This window comes from Nocardia sp. NPDC051911 (assembly GCF_040681035.1).
GTDB classification, from domain to species: Bacteria; Actinomycetota; Actinomycetes; order Mycobacteriales; family Mycobacteriaceae; genus Nocardia; species Nocardia sichangensis.
The window spans coordinates 42,381-58,312 of the sequence record NZ_JBFAXY010000042.1 but is presented as its reverse complement, the minus strand read 5'-3'; the positions used below and the strand labels follow the sequence as shown (position 1 = coordinate 58,312).

Genomic DNA, 15,932 nt, shown 5'->3' with positions numbered 1-15,932 from the left:
ACCAGATCCGCCAACCGGCGAATCTCCACCCGATCCACCACCGGCACCCCCATCAGCTCGGAGATCACATCCATCGGCAACTTGCCCGCGACCTCGTCGATCCAGTCGAAGACGGCACCGGACACCGCGGGCTCCAGATACGACAGCGTCAACTCCCGGATCCGGTCCTCCATCTGCGCGACACGTTTCGGCGTGAACCCCTTGAACACCAACCGCCGCATCCGCATATGCCGCGGATCGTCCATCGCCAGAAACGACATGGTCCGATGCGCGTGCCGACCCCACGCCGCCGGATCCAGCGACACCCCGTTCGCACTCGACAACCGCACACTGTCACGAAACGCCCCCACCACATCCGGATGCCGCGACAACGCCCAAAACCCCAGATCAGGGTTGTGATACAGCGGCGCCTCCTCCCGCAGCCGCCGATACACCGGATACGGATCCTCATGAAACCCGTAGTCATACGGGTCGAACACCAGCGGCCCCACCACAGCCGTCATCGCCCACACTCCAAAACCGATAACACGTTCCGCCACGCGGCAGCACATGGCGGGCCGAGCGAAGACAGATAGCTGGACATGTGTCTGGACACTACCACCGCGCACTCGATCTCGACAATCATCCGATCAGAGACTCATTTCTCCGCTTCGGAGCGAAACACCGGCGGGAGTCGATACAGGCCGGATCACCTGACACCCGGATCTCGGCGAGAATGGCAGAGTTAGAACCTGTTATTGCCACCGATCACGTTCCAAGACTATATTCCGTACACGTGTCCAGACAGTATCGGAGTAATCCATGAGCAGCCTTCTGCCCGCCGACGGGTCCCGCCTGCTGATCGGCGGCAAGCTGGTCGAGGGCGCCGACGGTGTCTTCGCGACGGTGAACCCCGCGACCGAGGAGGTCCTCGGCCTCGCCGCCGACGCGAACGCGGCCGACCTCGACGCGGCCGTCGACGCCGCGCGCACCGCGTTCGACGAGACGGACTGGTCGCGCGATCACGCCTTCCGGGCGCGCTGTCTCGCGCAGTTGCGCACCGCGCTGGAATCCCATGTCGAAGAACTGCGCGAGATCACGATCGCCGAGGTCGGCGCACCGCGGATGCTCACGAGCGGCCCGCAACTGGAAGGCCCGGTCGCCGACCTCGGTTACGCGGCCGGGCTCCCCGAGACCTACGCCTGGGAAACCGATCTGGGTGTGGCCGCGCCCATGGGCATAAAGACGCGCCGAGTACTGCGCCGCGAACCGATCGGTGTGGTCGGGGCGATCACGCCCTGGAACTTCCCGCACCAGATCAACTTCGCCAAACTCGGCCCGGCGCTCGCCGCGGGGAACACCGTCGTGCTCAAACCCGCTCCGGACACCCCGTGGTGCGCGGCGGCGGTCGGCGCCATCATCGCCGAGGAGACCGACATCCCGGCCGGTGTGGTGAACATCGTGACCTCTGCGGACCACACGCTCGGCGCCCGGCTCACCGCGGATCCGCGCGTCGACATGATCAGCTTCACCGGGTCGACGGCCACCGGCCGCGCCGTGATGACCGGCGCCGCGACGACATTGAAGAAGGCGTTCCTCGAACTGGGCGGCAAGTCGGCGTTCATCGTGCTCGACGACGCCGACATCGCGGCGGCCTGCTCGGTGGCGGCGTTCTCGGTGTGCGTGCATGCGGGACAGGGGTGTGCGCTGTCCACCCGGCTGCTGGTGCCACGCGCCGCCTACGACCGAGCGGTGCAGGCGGCCGCGGCCACGCTCGGCGGGATCGAGCCGGGCGATCCCGCCGACCCGCGCACGGTCTGCGGGCCGCTGATCTCCGAGCGGCAGCGCGCCAGGGTGGAACGCTACCTCGACATCGCGCGCGCCGAAGGCGGCCGGATCGTGGTGGGCGGCGGGCGGCCGGACCGGGAGCGCGGCTTCTTCGTCGAACCGACGTTGATCGCGGACGTCCCCAACAGCTCCACCGTCGCCCGCGAGGAGATCTTCGGCCCGGTGCTGGTGATCATCCCGCACGACGGCGACGAGGACGCCGTCCGCATCGCCAACGACTCCCCCTACGGCCTGTCCGGTTCGGTGTGGGGCAACGACCCCGAACGCATCCGGCGCGTCACCGAAGGCGTGCGGACCGGGACGCTGAGCGTCAACGGCGGCATCTGGTACTCCGCCGACGTCCCGTTCGGCGGCTACAAGCAATCCGGCCTCGGCCGCGAGATGGGCATCGCCGGTTTCGAGGAGTACCTCGAGACGAAAGTCATCGCCACCGCGGCCTGACCGTCGCGGGACAACTACAGAGGAGCTGAAGTCCATGGCCCGTTTCACGGGAAGATCCGCCATCGTCACCGGCGCCGCGCAGGGCATCGGCGCCGCCTACGCGCAGGCGCTGGCCGCCGAAGGCGCGAACGTCGTCGTCGCCGACAAGAACGCCGAAGGCGGCGCGGCGGTGGTCGAGAAGATCGTCGCCGACGGCGGCACCGCGGTGTTCGGACTCCTCGACGTGTCCGATCCCGAATCCGCCACCGCGCTCGCCGATTTCACCGTCGCCGAATTCGGCGCCATCGACCATCTGGTGAACAACGCCGCCATCTACGGCGAGATGAAGCTGAACCTGCTGCTGACCGTGCCGTGGGACTACTACAAGAAGTTCATGAGCGTGAACATGGACGGCGCGCTCGTCATGACCCGCGCCGTCTGGCCGCACATGTCCAAACGCCGCAGCGGATCGATCGTCAACCAGTCCTCCACCGCCGCGTGGCTGTATTCCAGCTTCTACGGGCTGGCCAAAACCGGCGTCAACGGCCTGACCCAGCAATTGGCCTTCGAGCTGGGCGGGTCGAACATCCGCGTCAACGCCATCGCGCCGGGTCCGATCGATACCGACGCCACCAGGTCGGTCACCCCGGACGTGATCGTCGACGACATCGTCAAACGCCTGCCGCTCAAGCGGATGGGCACTCCGCAGGATCTCGTCGGCGCCTGCCTGTACCTGCTGTCGGACGAGGCGAGCTGGGTCACCGGGCAGATTTTCAACGTCGACGGCGGACAGATCGTGCGATCATGAGCGCCCGCATCGGATTCCTCGGCCTCGGCAACATGGGTGCGCCGATGGCCGAGCGCCTGCTGGAGTGGCCGGGCGGGCTGACGGTGTGCGATATGCGGCCCGAGGCGGTCGAGCCGTTTCTCGCGGCCGGAGCGGACTCCGTCGCCTCGGCGGCCGAGCTGGCCCGACAGGCCACCGTCATCTCGATCACCGTGGTGAACGACGCCCAGGTGCGCGAGGTGATCACCGGACCCGAGGGCCTGCTGCGGACCGCCGCACCTGGCACCGTGGTCGCCGTGCACTCCACGATCAGCGACCGCACCGCCGAGGAACTCGGCGCGGTCTGCGGCGAGCGCGGCGTCGAACTGGTGGACGCGCCGATCAGCGGCGGCGCACCCGGCGCGACCCGCGGCGCGCTCGCGGTCATGGTCGGCGGCAGCGCGGCGGCGTTCGAGCAGGTTCGCGAACCGTTCGGCTGCTTCGCCGACCTGATCGTGCACGCCGGGCCGGTCGGCGCGGGCACGCGCATGAAGTTGGCGCGCAACCTGTTGCACTTCGTCTCCTTCACCGCGGCCACCGAGGCGCAACGGCTGGCCGAGGCGGCCGGTCTCGACCTCACCGCGCTCGGCAAGGTGGTACGGCACTCCGACGCGGTCACCGGAGGGCCCGGCGCCATCATGCTGCGCGACACCACCGCCCCGATCCAGGACGGCGACTTCTGGTTGCCGATCCTGCGGCACGTGCGCGACCTCGGGGAGAAGGACCTCGGTCTCGCCCTGGAGTTGGGCGAACGGCTCGGCACCGCGCTGCCGCTGGCCGAACTCGCACTCGACCGGCTCGGCCCCGGCCTCGGCGTCGGGACCGGCACCTCCGTATCGGAAAGGCAATCCTCATGAGCGACAACGGTTCCGGCGACTCCGCGCGGCAGCGCGGGTTGGCCAAGATGGCCGAGGTCTACGGCACGGAATTCCAGGAATACCCCGGCGCCCACTTCGCCGTCACCGCCGACCACCTCTTCGCCGACATCTGGTCGCGGCCCGGGCTCACCATCCGCGACCGCAGGCTGCTGCTGCTCGGCGCGCTGGCGGCGCAGGGCGCGATCGACACCGCCGGCATCCAGGTCGGGGCCGCGCTGCGCAACGGCGAACTCACCGAAGACCAGCTGCACGAGATCGCGGTGTTCCTGTGTCACTACGTAGGTTGGCCGAACGGCACCAAACTCGACATCCTGGTGGGCACGATTGTGGCGCAGCAGAAGAAGGCCGCCCGCGCGCAGTCCGCGCCCGCCGAGCAGTGAAGGATTCGTTGACCATGTCCGACGCCACCACCATCCGCCCCCTGCGCGCCAGCCGAGTCGAGAACTGGGACCATCGCGCCGACGTCGTCATCGCCGGATACGGCATCGCGGGCGTCTGCGCCGCCATCGAGGCCGCCCGCGCCGGCGCGGACGTGCTGGTCCTGGAGCGCACCGGCGGCTGGGGTGGCGCCGCCGCCCTGGCGGGCGGATTCATCTACCTCGGCGGCGGCACACCGCTGCAACAGGCCCTCGGTTTCGAGGACACCCCCGAGAACATGGAGGCCTTCCTGCTCGCGGCGCTGGGGCCCGGCGTGGACAAGGCGAAGATCGCCGACTACACCCGCGGCAGCGTCGAGCACTTCAACTGGCTGGTGTCCTGCGGCGTGCCGTTCCGCGAGGCGTTCTGGGGCGAGCCGGGGTGGGAGCCGCCGCACGACGAGGGGCTGATGTACTCCGGCGGCGAGAACGCCGCGCCCTTCAACGCGATCGCGAAACCCGCTCCGCGCGGCCATGTTCCGCAGATGGCCGACAAGCGCACCGGGGAGAAGGGCGGCGGCTGGATGCTCATGAAACCGCTGGCCGACACCGCGGAAGCACTGGGCGTGCGCGCGGAGTACGACATGCGGATCGCGCGGCTGATCGTCGACGACGACGATCGCGTGGTCGGCGTGCTCGCCCGCCGCTACGGCAAGCCGGTCGCCATCCGTGCCGAACGCGGCGTCGTGCTGGCCACCGGCAGCTTCGCCTATCACAAGGAGATGATCGAAGGCTACGCGCCGCGACTGATCGGCAGGCCCGCCGCGGCGATCGAGGAACACGACGGCATCGGCATCCGGCTGGCGCAGGCGCTCGGCGCGCAGCTGGCGCACATGGACGCGACCGAGGTGGCCTTCTTCGGTGACCCGCAGTTGCTGGCGCGCGGCATCCTGGTCAACGGGCGCGGCCAGCGCTACATCCAGGAGGACACCTATCCCGGCCGGATCGGCCAGGCGACGCTGATCCAGCAGGACAATCAGGCGTACCTGGTGATCGACGAGGCGTCCTACGAGGAGGCGCTGACCACCGAGACCTCGACGCCGTTCTTCCGCCAGCCCCCGACCTGGGTGGCGGAAACCATCGCCGAGCTGGAAGCCGAGATGGGCCTGCCCGGCCAGGCGTTGCAGGCCACGGTGGAGTGCTACAACCTGCACGCCGCCAACGGCGCGGACCCGTTGCTGGGCAAGAAGCCGGAATGGCTGCGCCCGCTGCGCGGATCGGTGGCGGCGTTCGACATGCGCGGTTTCACGGCCGGTTTCACCCTCGGCGGACTGCGTACCGACCTCGATTCGCGGGTGCTGCACGTCTCCGGGGAGCCGATCCAGGGGCTGTTCGCGGCGGGCCGGTGCACCTCCGGCCTGTGCGCGGGCGGTTACGTCAGCGGCGCGTCGCTGGGCGACGGCAGCTTCTACGGACGCCGGGCCGGTATCGCGGCGGCCAAGAACTGAACCGTTCCAATCCGCCTAGTAGGATCCAGACACATGTCCGAACCTGATTCCGTCATTCTCGAGGCGACTCGCCGCAGGCTCTCCGGCAAACAAGCCGACACCGTGGACAAGCTGACCCGCTCGGCGGTGGAAGTGCTTGCGCGCGAAGGGTTCGCGGGCATGACCATCCGGATGGTCGCCGCGGCCGCCGGGGTCGGGACGGCCACGGCGTACACCTACTTCTCGTCGAAGGAGCATCTGGTCGCCGAGATCTTCTGGCGGCGGCTGGTCGCCTCGCCGTCGCCGGTCAGCGAGGACCCGGACCCGACCGTCCGGGTGGTCGCCGAACTGCGGAACATCGCGATGCTGGTGGCCGACGAGCAGGAGCTCTCCGGCGCGGTCACCAGCGCGCTGCTCGGCCGCGATCCCGACGTCGAGCATCTGCGCGGACGCATCGGCGCCGAGATCCGCAAGCGCATCATCCGCGCCCTCGGTCCGGACCCGGACCCGGACGTGGTCGAGTCGCTGGAATTGCTCTACGCGGGCGCGCTGGTGCGCGCGGGCATGGGCTACGGGTCGTACTCCGAGATCGCCGACCGGATCGAGGCCTCCGCGCTGTTGATCCTGCGGTAGCGCGGACAATGCCGGACGACTTCGAGCCGGTTACCCGAAACCGGGCCGCACGGCGCGTGCTTGCTCGTATCTTTGCCGTAGTCGGTGCAGATCGGAGTGGGAAAAGTGCAATCTGGTGAGCTTTCCGCGGACTACGTCGTCGTCGGTTCGGGATCGGCGGGCGCGGTGGTGGCCAATCGGCTCAGCGCCGATCCGGGCACCACGGTGGCGCTGCTCGAGGCGGGCCCGCCGGACAAGAACAAATTCGCGCACATCCCCGCCGGGTTCGCGAAACTGTTCCGCTCCGAGGTGGACTGGGACTACCTCACGCAGCCGCAGCCGGAGCTGAAGAACCGCGAGATCTACTGGCCGCGCGGCAAGATGTTCGGCGGCTCGTCGTCGATGAACGCCATGATGTGGGTGCGCGGCTTCCGCGCCGACTACGACGAGTGGGCGCTGCTGGCGGGTGCGGAGTGGGGCTTCGCGGCGGCCGTCGAACAGTTCCGGCGCATCGAACGCGTGGAGAACGCCCAGTATCCCGACGAGGGCACCGAAGGTCCGCTGTACGTCTCCCGCCAGCGCAGCCCGCGCGGCCTCACCGCCGCCTACCTGGCCGCGGTCCAGGAGGCGGGCTACCAGGTGGAGCCGCCCAACCGGCCGCAGCCGGACGGGTTCACCGAGACCATGGTCACCCAGCGCGGGGGCCGTCGGTGGAGTACCGCGGACGCTTATCTGCGGCCCGCCTTACGTCGTCCGAACCTCACGATCCGCAGCGAAGCGCTCGCCACCCGAGTGCTGTTCGACGGCACGCGCGCCGTCGGCGTCGAGTACCGCCAGGGCGGTGTCACGCACACGGTGACCGCGCGGCGCGAGGTCGTGCTGTGCGGCGGCGCGATCAACAGCCCGCAACTGCTGATGCTCTCCGGTATCGGCGACCGCGACGAACTGGCCCGCCACGGCATCGAGGTGCGTCACCACGCGCCGGAGGTGGGCGCGAATCTGCAGGACCACTTGGTCGCGGGCATCGGCTACGGCGTCGCGGGGGATTCGCTGTTCGACGCGGAGAAGCCGCGCCAACTGCTGGACTACTTCATCCGGCATCGCGGCATGCTCACCTCGAACGTCGGCGAGGCGTACGGGTTCATCCGCAGTAGGACGGATCTGGAGTTCCCCGATCTGGAACTGGTCTTCGCGCCCGCGCCGTTCTACTACGAGGGACTGCAGGACCCGACCGAACACGGCGTGATCCTGGCGACGGTGCTGCTGCGCCCGCAGAGCCGAGGCCGGATCGCCTTGTCCGACGCGGACCCGTCCGCCAAGCCCCTGATCGACCCGCGCTACCTGTCCGACTCCGCGGGCGCGGATCGCGCCGCCATCATGGCCGGGCTGCGCGTGTGCGCCGCCATCGCCGCGGAGCCGTCGATGAAAGCGGTCCTCGGCCCGCTGATCTACCCGCCGCAGGCGCCGGCGGAACCGGAAGCCGTGCTCGAGCTGACCCTCAACTCGTACGCGCACACGCTCTACCACCCGGTCGGCACCTGCCGCATGGGCACCGACACCGCCAGCGTCGTCACCCCACGGCTGGAAGTGCGCGGCGTACAAGGGCTTCGGGTCGCCGACGCCTCGGTGATGCCGCTCATCATCCGCGGGCACACGCACGCACCGGCGGTGTTCATCGGCGAGCAGGCGGCTTCGTTCATCCTCGCCGGGTAGGGGGTCCTCTCGCCTACGACGCGACGAACAGTCCGAGCGAGGCGGCGGCCAGCAGGAGATACGGCAGCGGGTATCCGATGTGTTTGTAGTGCCGCGCCCGGACCACGGTCAGCACCGCGCCCACGAAGTAGAGCACCAACCCGGCCGCCGCGGCCGCACCGATCGGCGGAAACGCCGGACCGGCCAGCAGTCCGGCCCCGCCGAGCGCCTTGACCACGGCCAGGGGCGTCAGCCACGAATCCGGGATTCCGTAGGCGCGCATGTTCGTCCGCACCCACTCGGCGCGGACCACATCGATGCAGGCCGCGAGCAAGGCGGCCGCGGCCGCGAGCACCGTGGCGACGACGTAGGCGATGTCCATGGCAATACCCTTTCCTCAGGTGCCGCGCCCGGTCCGGACGACGGTCACCTTTGAGCTGTCGAATCCGTCATCCCGATGACGGACCACGGAGCGGAAAGGTGACCGATGCCCACCGAAGACGGCTTGGCGCGGGAATTCGAGGTGCAGCGCGACCATCTGCACGCGGTCGCCTACCGCATGCTCGGCTCACCGAGCGAGGCCGACGACGCGGTGCAGGAGACCTGGTTGCGGCTGGCCCGCCACGACGTCGATGACGTGCGCAACCTCCCGGGCTGGCTCACCACCGTCGTGTCCCGGATCTGCCTGGACATGCTGCGTGGCAGGGCGGCGCGGCGCGAGGAACCGCTCGACCACCCGCCGCGGCTCGACAGCGGCGCCGAGGAGAACGAGCCGGAGCGCGAGGCGGTCCTGATCGAGTCGGTCGGCCGGGCGTTGCTGGTGGTGCTGGACCGGCTCGGCCCCGACGAGCGGGTCGCGTTCGTCCTGCACGACCTGTTCGCGGTGCCGTTCGACGAGATCGGGCCGATCGTCGGCCGCACCACGCCGACCGCCAAGAAGCTGGCCAGCCGAGCCAGGCAGCGCGTGCGGGGCGTGGATGTCACAGCGGGCCAGGAGCTCGCCGCGCAGCGGCATGTCGTCGAGGCGTTCCTGCGCGCGGCGCGCAGCGGCGATCTCGACGGGCTGTTGTCCGTCCTGGCGCCCGACGTGGTCCGGACGGCCGACGCCGCCGCGCTCCCCGCCGGAGTGGCCACGACCGTGCGCGGCGCGGGGTCGGTCGCCGCGGAAACCGTGCTGCTGCGGAGGCGTTCGCAGGTTGCGGCGCTCGCGCTGGTGGAAGGTCACCCGGGTATCGTCGTAGCCCCGCGTGGCAGGCTGCTGCTGGCGCTCACCGTCACGGTGCACGGCGACCGGGTGACCGGATACCGGGTGACCGCCGATCCGTCCCGGCTACGCGGGCTCCCGATCAGCCTGTTGCCCTGCTGATTTCGACCCGACTCGTTTCAGCGCACCGGCCGCATCCGGCTCGGCGCGCTCCGCCGCACGGCGCCGCCGGAATTCTCGCGGCGTCTCGCCGAAACGGGCCTTGAACGCCGCGGAGAACCACGCCGGGGTGAATCCGGCGCGAATCGCCAACTCGCGGATGGGATCCTCCCGGGTGGGATCGTCCAGCAGATCGCGCGCGGCGCGCAGGGCCTCCTCCCGCCGCACGTCGCGATAGGTGGTGCCGACCTGCTGCAGCACCGAGCGCAATTGCCGGGGCGACCAGCCCAGCGCGTGCGCCACCGCGGGCAGGCGGACGTCGTCCCGGCCGACGTTGGCGCGCACGTACTGCCGGATCTGCGCGACGACCTGAGCGTGATGACCGCGCTGCGGATGGGTTTCGCCGAGCGAGATCAGGCTCAGCAATTCGGCGATCCGGTCACACACCGCGTTGAACTCGTGGTCGGAGAGGTTCGACTGCTCGGCGTGGGTGCTGCGGATCATGGCCTGGGTGATCCGGCCGAGTCCGGAGTTCAGGTCGATCGTCATGCCGCGTTCGGCGAGCGGTCCCGCGCGATGATCGAGTTCGGCCCGGGGCAGCTGGATGGCGAAGGCGGACAAGAGCGGGATATGGATCTGGCACAGATCGTCGAGTGCGGTCACCGCGGCCTGATCCGCCCGCGCCCGCGTCTCCTCGCCGCGATAGCGCACCGAGTACACGCCCCGTTCGGGGATGACCACCCAATAGAAGTCGTCGCACGGACCGTGGCGGATGTTGGTCCGGGTGCGATAGGAGGTACTCGTTCCGCGCTGCTCCCAGCGCAACAACCGGTAGGCGGCCGATTCCTGCACCGTCATGCCCGAGTACCACCGTTCGGGATCGCCGTACCGGTAGTCCATCGGAACGAAACCGTTGGCGATCGCGGTCCACGATTGGGCGTCGTTGGCGGTCACGCCGTAGCACTTCATGGTGAGAACCTATCGCCGCTGGATCCACCGCATATCGTAGTGCCGGCCAGAACGATACGGCTGCCGCGCGAACCTCGCGACGCTGGGAAGTCCGAGCCGCAGCGGACGGCTCGACCGCCGGATTCCGTCGGCGCGCCGTGCGTTACGCACTCAGCGCACGGGCACCCGGGCGAATCCGAGCGGCGGCGTGGGCGCGGGCCCGGTGCGCAAGACGGGCCGAAAATCGGGCAGCACCGGCAGGACGTCGGCATTCCGGGCGGCATAACACCGCACGGCGGGAAGCGCACGGGCCACCTCCGCGCGCTCCACCGGCTCGTGGTCGATGAAGCCGATGGTGTCGAGTCCGAGGCCGAGCGTGCGCGCGATTCGGACGATCGCCGAAGATTTGGGGCCCCAGCCGATCTCGACGGCCGAGAACATCTCGTAGACGCCGTGCCGGTACAGCTTGTCCAGCGTCCACTCACGCTCGCCGCGACTGGCCACGGCGTGCCAGATCCCGCGTTCGCTGAGCACGCGCAGGGTGCGCAGCGCGGCGGGCCGCAACGCGCCGACGGTCGCGTCGCACACGGCACCGTCCCACAAGGTGTTGTCCACTTCCCAGACAAGACATCTCAGAGCCGGTGTCATCGCCCTGCCCCTATCGTTGCGTCATCACTGCCTTTCCGCCGTGGCGTGCGCGACAGATGGGCACTGCACACCATCCAGGACACGACACGTGCCGGACAAGACCCTGGTTACATGGCCATGACCGGCGCGGGTGATCCTACCGGCATGTCGGCCGCGCCTCGCGGCAACGACCGAACCGGCTGCGCTCCGCACCCGGCGACGAGCCGGTGGGCCGAGCCGGAAATGGGCAGGTGGTCACCGGAAATCGGTCGCACGTCCAGCTGCTGTGACCGCTCACAACTCCCTGCCGGACGGTCTCACTCGCTCTCACAGAACCCGTCGATCGGGTCCGCGGAAGAGATCAACAGATTAGTGTGAATGCGCTGCACAGCAATCGTGGGCGGAAGGGAGTCGCCAATGTCCGTCGACAGTTCGGCCCGGCCGAGCCTGACCCTGTCGGGAAAGCCGATGTCGTCGCCACTGAAAGACGTTCGCGGGCTATCGCGTCAGATGGTCGGCCACTTCGTCGAGAACGTCATCCCGTGCGGAACCCTACCGGGTGACGCCATCGCAGGCGACGTCACCACCATCACCCGGGTCTGCCTGGAGCTGGCGGTGAGCATGCTCGACGGTAAAGACCTCCCGGAGAAACTCCAGCGGCTCGGCGACGCCGCCGCGGGATGGGCGCGGGAGGGAGTACCGATCGACACCATCCACCACTCGATCCACGAAGGCTTCAAGATGGGCCTGGAGCTGGTGGTGTCCGACGCGACGATGAAGGACTACGACGACCTCGTCGACGGCGCCAAGATGGTGGTCGAGATGCTCGACATGATCAACTCGGCGGTCTCCATGGCCTACGTCCGCGAGCTGCGCGCGGTGGTCAGCGAGCACCACACCGCCGTGCACACGCTGACCTCCGCGTTGCTCGGCGGGCACAGCACCTCCACCATGGCGCGCGAATGCGGCATCGCCATCGCCTCCTCGTACGCCGTTCTGGCCGTGGCGATTCCGCCGCACCGCGAGGAACGCAATCCGATGGTCGACGGCAAGGTCGTCGCCCGCAGGAAACTGCGGCGGGTCCAGGCCGAGCTGGCAACGCGCTGCGGCGAGGCCGCGCTGTCGCTGCTGAGCGTGGACGGCGGCACGGTGCTCATCCCGTCGGGCCACTTGAACAACGAGCAGCTCGACGCCCTGGTCACCCAGCTGTCGCACGCCGCGCAGGTGGGCGTCACCGCGACCATGGTCGAGGCCACCCCCGAGAAGATTCCCACCGCCGCCGACCAGGCGCACGAACTGCTCGACATGGTGCAGCGATTGCAGGCGGTGGCCGGGCTGTACCGCTTCGACGAGCTGGCGCTGGAATATCAGCTGACCAGACCTGGGCCCGGCCGCGAGTACCTCGGCTCGCTGCTGGATCCGCTGGACGCGCACCCGGAACTGCTGGAGACGCTGCAACGGCACATCGCCAACAACCTCAACCGGCAGCGCACGGCTCGCGTGCTGCACGTCCACACCAACACCGTCGACTACCGGCTCAAACGGATCGGACAGCTCACCGGATTCGACCCGTCGCAGCCGTCGGGCCTGTGGTACTTGCGCTCGGCACTCGTCGCCCGCACGTATCGCACGACCTGACCGCTCGACGCGTTCACGGGTTCGTCGCCGTCCGCGGCCGGCGGCGGACCGCGACGACCCCGCGTGGATCACTCGCCCCGCCTCCCGTTCCCATGCGCGGGAACGACAAGGCGCTGGTCATTGTGGTGTCACAGATCGACGATTACCGTGAGCCACGAGTTACGAAGGCCGGTGGCGGCACAGCCCGGGTCGTCGCAACCAGAGGTACCAGGAGGTTGCGATGACATGGGTGGGCGCGTCGGCGGGAGAAATCGCGGCGGGAGTCCGGAGCCGGGAGGTATCCCCGCTGGAGGTGGCCGACGAGCATTTTGCCCGCATCGCGGCACTGGATACACGGATCAACGCCTTCCGCATCGTGCGCCACGAGCAGGTGCGCCGCGAAGCCCGCGCCCTGGCCACCCGTAGCGATCTCGCCGACCTCCCGCTCGCCGGAGTTCCGGTGGCGGTGAAGGACAATCTCGACCTCGCCGGGTGCGTGACCGGCCACGGTTCGCGCGCGGCGCGGCAGACCGCGGCCGAGTCCGACAGTGAGCTGGTCCGCAGGTTGCGTGCCGCGGGCGCGCTGCTGATCGGCAAGACCAATGTGCCCGAGCTGTGTCAGTGGCCGGTCACCGAGAGCGTCGCGCACGGCATCACCCGCAACCCGTGGCTGCTCACGCACACTCCGGGCGGATCCACCGGCGGCGGCGCCGCGGCGGTCGCCGCTGGAATGACCGCGCTCGCAATCGGTTCCGACGGCGGCGGTTCGATCCGCATCCCCTCGTCCTGTTGCGGGCTCGTGGGCCTGAAGCCAGGCGACGGCGTGATCGCGCGGCCTCCCGAACTCGGCTCCAATTGGCTCGGCCTGTCGACGTTCGGACCGCTGGCCACCACGGTGTCCGACGCGGCCTTGCTGCTGGCGGTGCTCACGGCCGACGACCGCTACTTGGCACCGGCCGCACCCCAGCAGGCCCTGCGAATCGGCATGACCGCTCGGCCACCGGTTCTCGGAGCCTCCGTCGACCCGCAGGTGCGCACTGCCATGCTGGCGGCGGCCGAAGCGCTGCGTGCGGCGGGCCACACCGTCACCGAGGTGGCTCCGCCGTGGCGACCACAGGACGCGCTCGGTTTCCTCGCCCGCTACTTCGCCGGCGTCGCCGAGGACACCACCGACCTGAGCGCGGACCTTTTGGAACCGCTGACCCGCAAGGTGGCCCGGGCCGGACGCGTGATCGGCCGGATGCGTCGTGTACCCGACGCTCCCCCGGCACGGCAGTCCGAACGATTCGCCGCGTGGTTCACCGAGCACGATCTTCTGCTCACACCCACCCTGGCGACCCCGCCGGTTCCGGTCGGAACCTTCGCCGGGAAGGGATTTCCGGGCACCCTGCTCGACGTATCCCGCTTCATTCCCTTCACGCCGCCGTTCAACACGGTCCGTTACCCGGCGATCTCCGTTCCCGCCGGGCAGTCCGACACCGGACTGCCCATCGGTGTGCAGCTCGCCGCGGCGCCCGGCGGCGAAACCACATTGCTGGCGGTCGCCGCACAGCTGGAGCAGATCCGTCCGTGGCAGCGGCACGCTCCGCTGGCCGACGCGTCGATCCCGTAGCGGACCGTCACCGCCGCTCGCGTCAGCACCACGGTCCCCGAAAAAGATCGACGCCAGCCGTTTTCCACCGACCGGACCCGGACGGCGCGCTCTCGCCGGCGCGCGAGCATCTCCGCGTACATATGCCGTTAATGCCGTGTTTACGATGTTCCGGTGCTTGTGAACGACGTGCGAGGGAGCTTGACCCCACCGGGCGAGCGAGTGGGTATCGAAGAGCTCCGAGAGCGTCGGTTCCGGCCGATGGTCGTGTGGTGCGGTATCGCGGCCATCGTGGTCGCGCTGATCGGCGGCGAACTCATGGCCGCGCACATCGGGGCGCTGGGCCCGCTGACCAGCCTGCTGCGGGATTACGCCGGAACGCCGAAGTCGGCGACCACACCGTGGGCGGGATTCCTGCTGGCCTTGGTCGGGATCACGGCGCGCGCACGCTTGGGCGCCGTCGCCGCGGCGATCGGCGTCGACCTGGCGTTCGTCCTCATAAGGACGGCCGACGGGCGTCCGTTCACGGTCGGCAACGGCCCGACCATCGTGCTCACCGCACTGGCGGTGCTCGCGTTCGTGCGGTGGGACGGACAACGACGCCGCACGGCGTTGCGCACCATCGCCTTCGGCGCGCTGCTGATCGCGGCGACGAAGATCAGTGAGATCTGGCTGGACATCACCGCGTGGGCCTGCCCGACAGTCCTCGATCCGTATGTACAAGTCGCCGATCGCGCCCTCGGCAGCCCGTCCTGGCTGGTCGGGCACGCGCTCGAGGTGGCGGGACCGCTGGCGACGGGTGTGGTGCGCTGGGTGTACTTCGAGCTTCCGCTGGCGGCAGTCCTGGTCGCGGCCTGGCAGTTACGCGGCGTCACGACCAGCGCGTGGCCACGGCACTACCTGGTGCGCACGTTCCTGACCCTCGGCCTCGTCGGGCCGATCTGGTACGTCGTCTTCCCGGTGGTGGGGCCGGTGCTCGCCTACGGACCGCAGGGACTCGGCTTCGAGATCGCCGACGTCTGGCCGGATGTCGTTCCGGCCGTGCCGTCCTCGATCGACGCGCTGCGCTTCGACGGCATCACGCCGCGCAACTGCATGCCGTCGCTGCACACCGCCTGGGCGCTGTCGCTGTTCATCCACTCCCGGCGCGGCCCGCTGTGGTTGCGCTGGGGCGGGGCGTTCTGGCTGGTGTGCACGCTTGTCGCGACGCTCGGCCTGGGCGCGCACTACGGCATCGACCTGGTCGTGGGCGCGGCGTTGTGCCTGACGGTGGAATCCGTGCTGCGCGAGCCGGATCGGGGCTGGGATCAGCAGCGCGTCCGGATCGTGGCGATGGGTGTCGGCGTCTGCACCGGCGTGCTGCTGTGCATCCGATTCTTCGCCGTGCCGATGGCAACGCACCCGCTACCGTCCGGCATCGTGATCCTCGGCGCGCTCGGCGCGCTGGCGATCCTGTTCTACCTGACGTGGTTCGGTACGTCGTCGGCGGAATCGAGCAGCCCGGCCCCGGCGGTGGATCAGCCCGCCGATCGTCGGACAGACGCGTCGCGGTGATCTGTGTGCCCTCGGCTTCCGCGTCGACGCCCCGCGACGATCATCGTCCCGGAGGGAAGGTCACGTGAAGCGCAGAGGATTGCGCTTCGGTGGCCCGGCGAAAGGGGTCACATCCCGGCGGAGCTGAGGGGCCG

General features: G+C 69.5%; 14 protein-coding genes and 1 pseudogene. 11 read left to right on the top strand and 4 right to left on the bottom strand.

Translation table 11 applies throughout. The features are described from left to right. Positions 1-503: pseudogene (locus AB0L97_RS34545) on the bottom strand (cytochrome P450); the annotation flags it as partial. Between the two features lie 298 nt (positions 504-801). Here AB0L97_RS34545 and AB0L97_RS34540 point away from each other — a divergent pair. From AB0L97_RS34540 to AB0L97_RS34510, 7 genes are all read left to right on the top strand, one after another. Further along, on the top strand, positions 802-2,268 hold the full coding sequence (locus tag AB0L97_RS34540) for an aldehyde dehydrogenase (protein ID WP_355078350.1): 1,467 nt from the start codon (positions 802-804) through the stop codon (positions 2,266-2,268). Between the two features lie 34 nt (positions 2,269-2,302). Continuing rightward, positions 2,303-3,055: an SDR family oxidoreductase gene (locus AB0L97_RS34535; protein ID WP_356968119.1), complete on the top strand. Its 753-nt coding sequence runs from the start codon at positions 2,303-2,305 to the stop codon at positions 3,053-3,055. Beyond that, positions 3,052-3,930 (top strand): NAD(P)-dependent oxidoreductase, encoded by an 879-nt coding sequence (locus AB0L97_RS34530; RefSeq protein WP_364438116.1) that lies wholly within the window; start codon positions 3,052-3,054, stop codon positions 3,928-3,930. Before AB0L97_RS34535 ends, AB0L97_RS34530 begins: the two co-directional genes overlap by 4 nt. Beyond that, positions 3,927-4,331, top strand: coding sequence for a carboxymuconolactone decarboxylase family protein (locus tag AB0L97_RS34525; protein ID WP_355078353.1), 405 nt, complete (start codon positions 3,927-3,929; stop codon positions 4,329-4,331). Before AB0L97_RS34530 ends, AB0L97_RS34525 begins: the two co-directional genes overlap by 4 nt. A 14-nt stretch (positions 4,332-4,345) precedes the next feature. Beyond that, a complete protein-coding gene (locus AB0L97_RS34520) occupies positions 4,346-5,815 on the top strand; it encodes an FAD-dependent oxidoreductase (RefSeq protein WP_356968123.1) in 1,470 nt (489 codons plus the stop codon). Between the two features lie 33 nt (positions 5,816-5,848). Then, positions 5,849-6,427 (top strand): TetR family transcriptional regulator, encoded by a 579-nt coding sequence (locus AB0L97_RS34515; protein WP_039797950.1) that lies wholly within the window; start codon positions 5,849-5,851, stop codon positions 6,425-6,427. A 105-nt stretch (positions 6,428-6,532) separates the two neighbouring features. Further along, positions 6,533-8,119 (top strand): GMC family oxidoreductase N-terminal domain-containing protein, encoded by a 1,587-nt coding sequence (locus tag AB0L97_RS34510; protein ID WP_364438111.1) that lies wholly within the window; start codon positions 6,533-6,535, stop codon positions 8,117-8,119. A gap of 13 nt (positions 8,120-8,132) precedes the next feature. Here the strand turns inward: AB0L97_RS34510 and AB0L97_RS34505 are convergent, their stop codons facing one another. Continuing rightward, entirely contained in the window at positions 8,133-8,480 is a 348-nt protein-coding gene (locus tag AB0L97_RS34505; protein ID WP_364438108.1) for a DoxX family protein, read from the bottom strand. A 105-nt stretch (positions 8,481-8,585) separates the two neighbouring features. On the opposite strand from AB0L97_RS34505, the gene AB0L97_RS34500 reads away from it, so the two are divergent. Beyond that, on the top strand, positions 8,586-9,464 hold the full coding sequence (locus tag AB0L97_RS34500) for a sigma-70 family RNA polymerase sigma factor (protein ID WP_364438105.1): 879 nt from the start codon (positions 8,586-8,588) through the stop codon (positions 9,462-9,464). On the opposite strand, the gene AB0L97_RS34495 is transcribed toward AB0L97_RS34500, so the two are convergent. After that, positions 9,429-10,430: a helix-turn-helix domain-containing protein gene (locus AB0L97_RS34495; protein ID WP_364438103.1), complete on the bottom strand. Its 1,002-nt coding sequence runs from the start codon at positions 10,428-10,430 to the stop codon at positions 9,429-9,431. The two genes, AB0L97_RS34500 and AB0L97_RS34495, sit on opposite strands and share 36 nt — an antisense overlap. A gap of 150 nt (positions 10,431-10,580) precedes the next feature. Then, a complete protein-coding gene (locus tag AB0L97_RS34490; RefSeq protein WP_355078359.1) occupies positions 10,581-11,057 on the bottom strand; it encodes an HAD-IIIC family phosphatase in 477 nt (158 codons plus the stop codon). A 396-nt stretch (positions 11,058-11,453) separates the two neighbouring features. On the opposite strand from AB0L97_RS34490, the gene AB0L97_RS34485 reads away from it, so the two are divergent. The 3 genes from AB0L97_RS34485 (at position 11,454) to AB0L97_RS34475 (ending at position 15,798) form a co-directional block, all read left to right on the top strand. After that, positions 11,454-12,674: a helix-turn-helix domain-containing protein gene (locus AB0L97_RS34485; protein ID WP_356968133.1), complete on the top strand. Its 1,221-nt coding sequence runs from the start codon at positions 11,454-11,456 to the stop codon at positions 12,672-12,674. Positions 12,675-12,894: 220 nt separating this feature from the next. Further along, positions 12,895-14,265 carry an amidase family protein gene (locus tag AB0L97_RS34480; RefSeq protein WP_364438098.1) on the top strand — a complete coding sequence of 457 codons (1,371 nt, stop codon included), beginning with the start codon at positions 12,895-12,897 and terminating at the stop codon, positions 14,263-14,265. Positions 14,266-14,418: 153 nt separating this feature from the next. After that, complete coding sequence (locus AB0L97_RS34475) at positions 14,419-15,798, top strand: DUF5933 domain-containing protein (RefSeq protein WP_364438095.1); 1,380 nt, start codon at positions 14,419-14,421, stop codon at positions 15,796-15,798. The last annotated feature ends 134 nt before the right edge of the window (positions 15,799-15,932 follow it).

Bases quoted from the DNA above. Each gene is read 5' to 3' on its own strand.
- AB0L97_RS34480 (WP_364438098.1), top strand. From the start codon at position 12,895: ATGACATGGGTGGGCGCGTCGGCGGGAGAAATCGCGGCGGGAGTCCGG.
- AB0L97_RS34505 (WP_364438108.1), bottom strand. From the start codon at position 8,480: ATGGACATCGCCTACGTCGTCGCCACGGTGCTCGCGGCCGCGGCCGCC.
- AB0L97_RS34515 (WP_039797950.1), top strand. From the start codon at position 5,849: ATGTCCGAACCTGATTCCGTCATTCTCGAGGCGACTCGCCGCAGGCTC.
- AB0L97_RS34525 (WP_355078353.1), top strand. From the start codon at position 3,927: ATGAGCGACAACGGTTCCGGCGACTCCGCGCGGCAGCGCGGGTTGGCC.
- AB0L97_RS34495 (WP_364438103.1), bottom strand. From the start codon at position 10,430: ATGAAGTGCTACGGCGTGACCGCCAACGACGCCCAATCGTGGACCGCG.
- AB0L97_RS34535 (WP_356968119.1), top strand. From the start codon at position 2,303: ATGGCCCGTTTCACGGGAAGATCCGCCATCGTCACCGGCGCCGCGCAG.
- AB0L97_RS34490 (WP_355078359.1), bottom strand. From the start codon at position 11,057: ATGACACCGGCTCTGAGATGTCTTGTCTGGGAAGTGGACAACACCTTG.
- AB0L97_RS34500 (WP_364438105.1), top strand. From the start codon at position 8,586: ATGCCCACCGAAGACGGCTTGGCGCGGGAATTCGAGGTGCAGCGCGAC.
- AB0L97_RS34485 (WP_356968133.1), top strand. From the start codon at position 11,454: ATGTCCGTCGACAGTTCGGCCCGGCCGAGCCTGACCCTGTCGGGAAAG.
- AB0L97_RS34520 (WP_356968123.1), top strand. From the start codon at position 4,346: ATGTCCGACGCCACCACCATCCGCCCCCTGCGCGCCAGCCGAGTCGAG.
- AB0L97_RS34540 (WP_355078350.1), top strand. From the start codon at position 802: ATGAGCAGCCTTCTGCCCGCCGACGGGTCCCGCCTGCTGATCGGCGGC.
- AB0L97_RS34530 (WP_364438116.1), top strand. From the start codon at position 3,052: ATGAGCGCCCGCATCGGATTCCTCGGCCTCGGCAACATGGGTGCGCCG.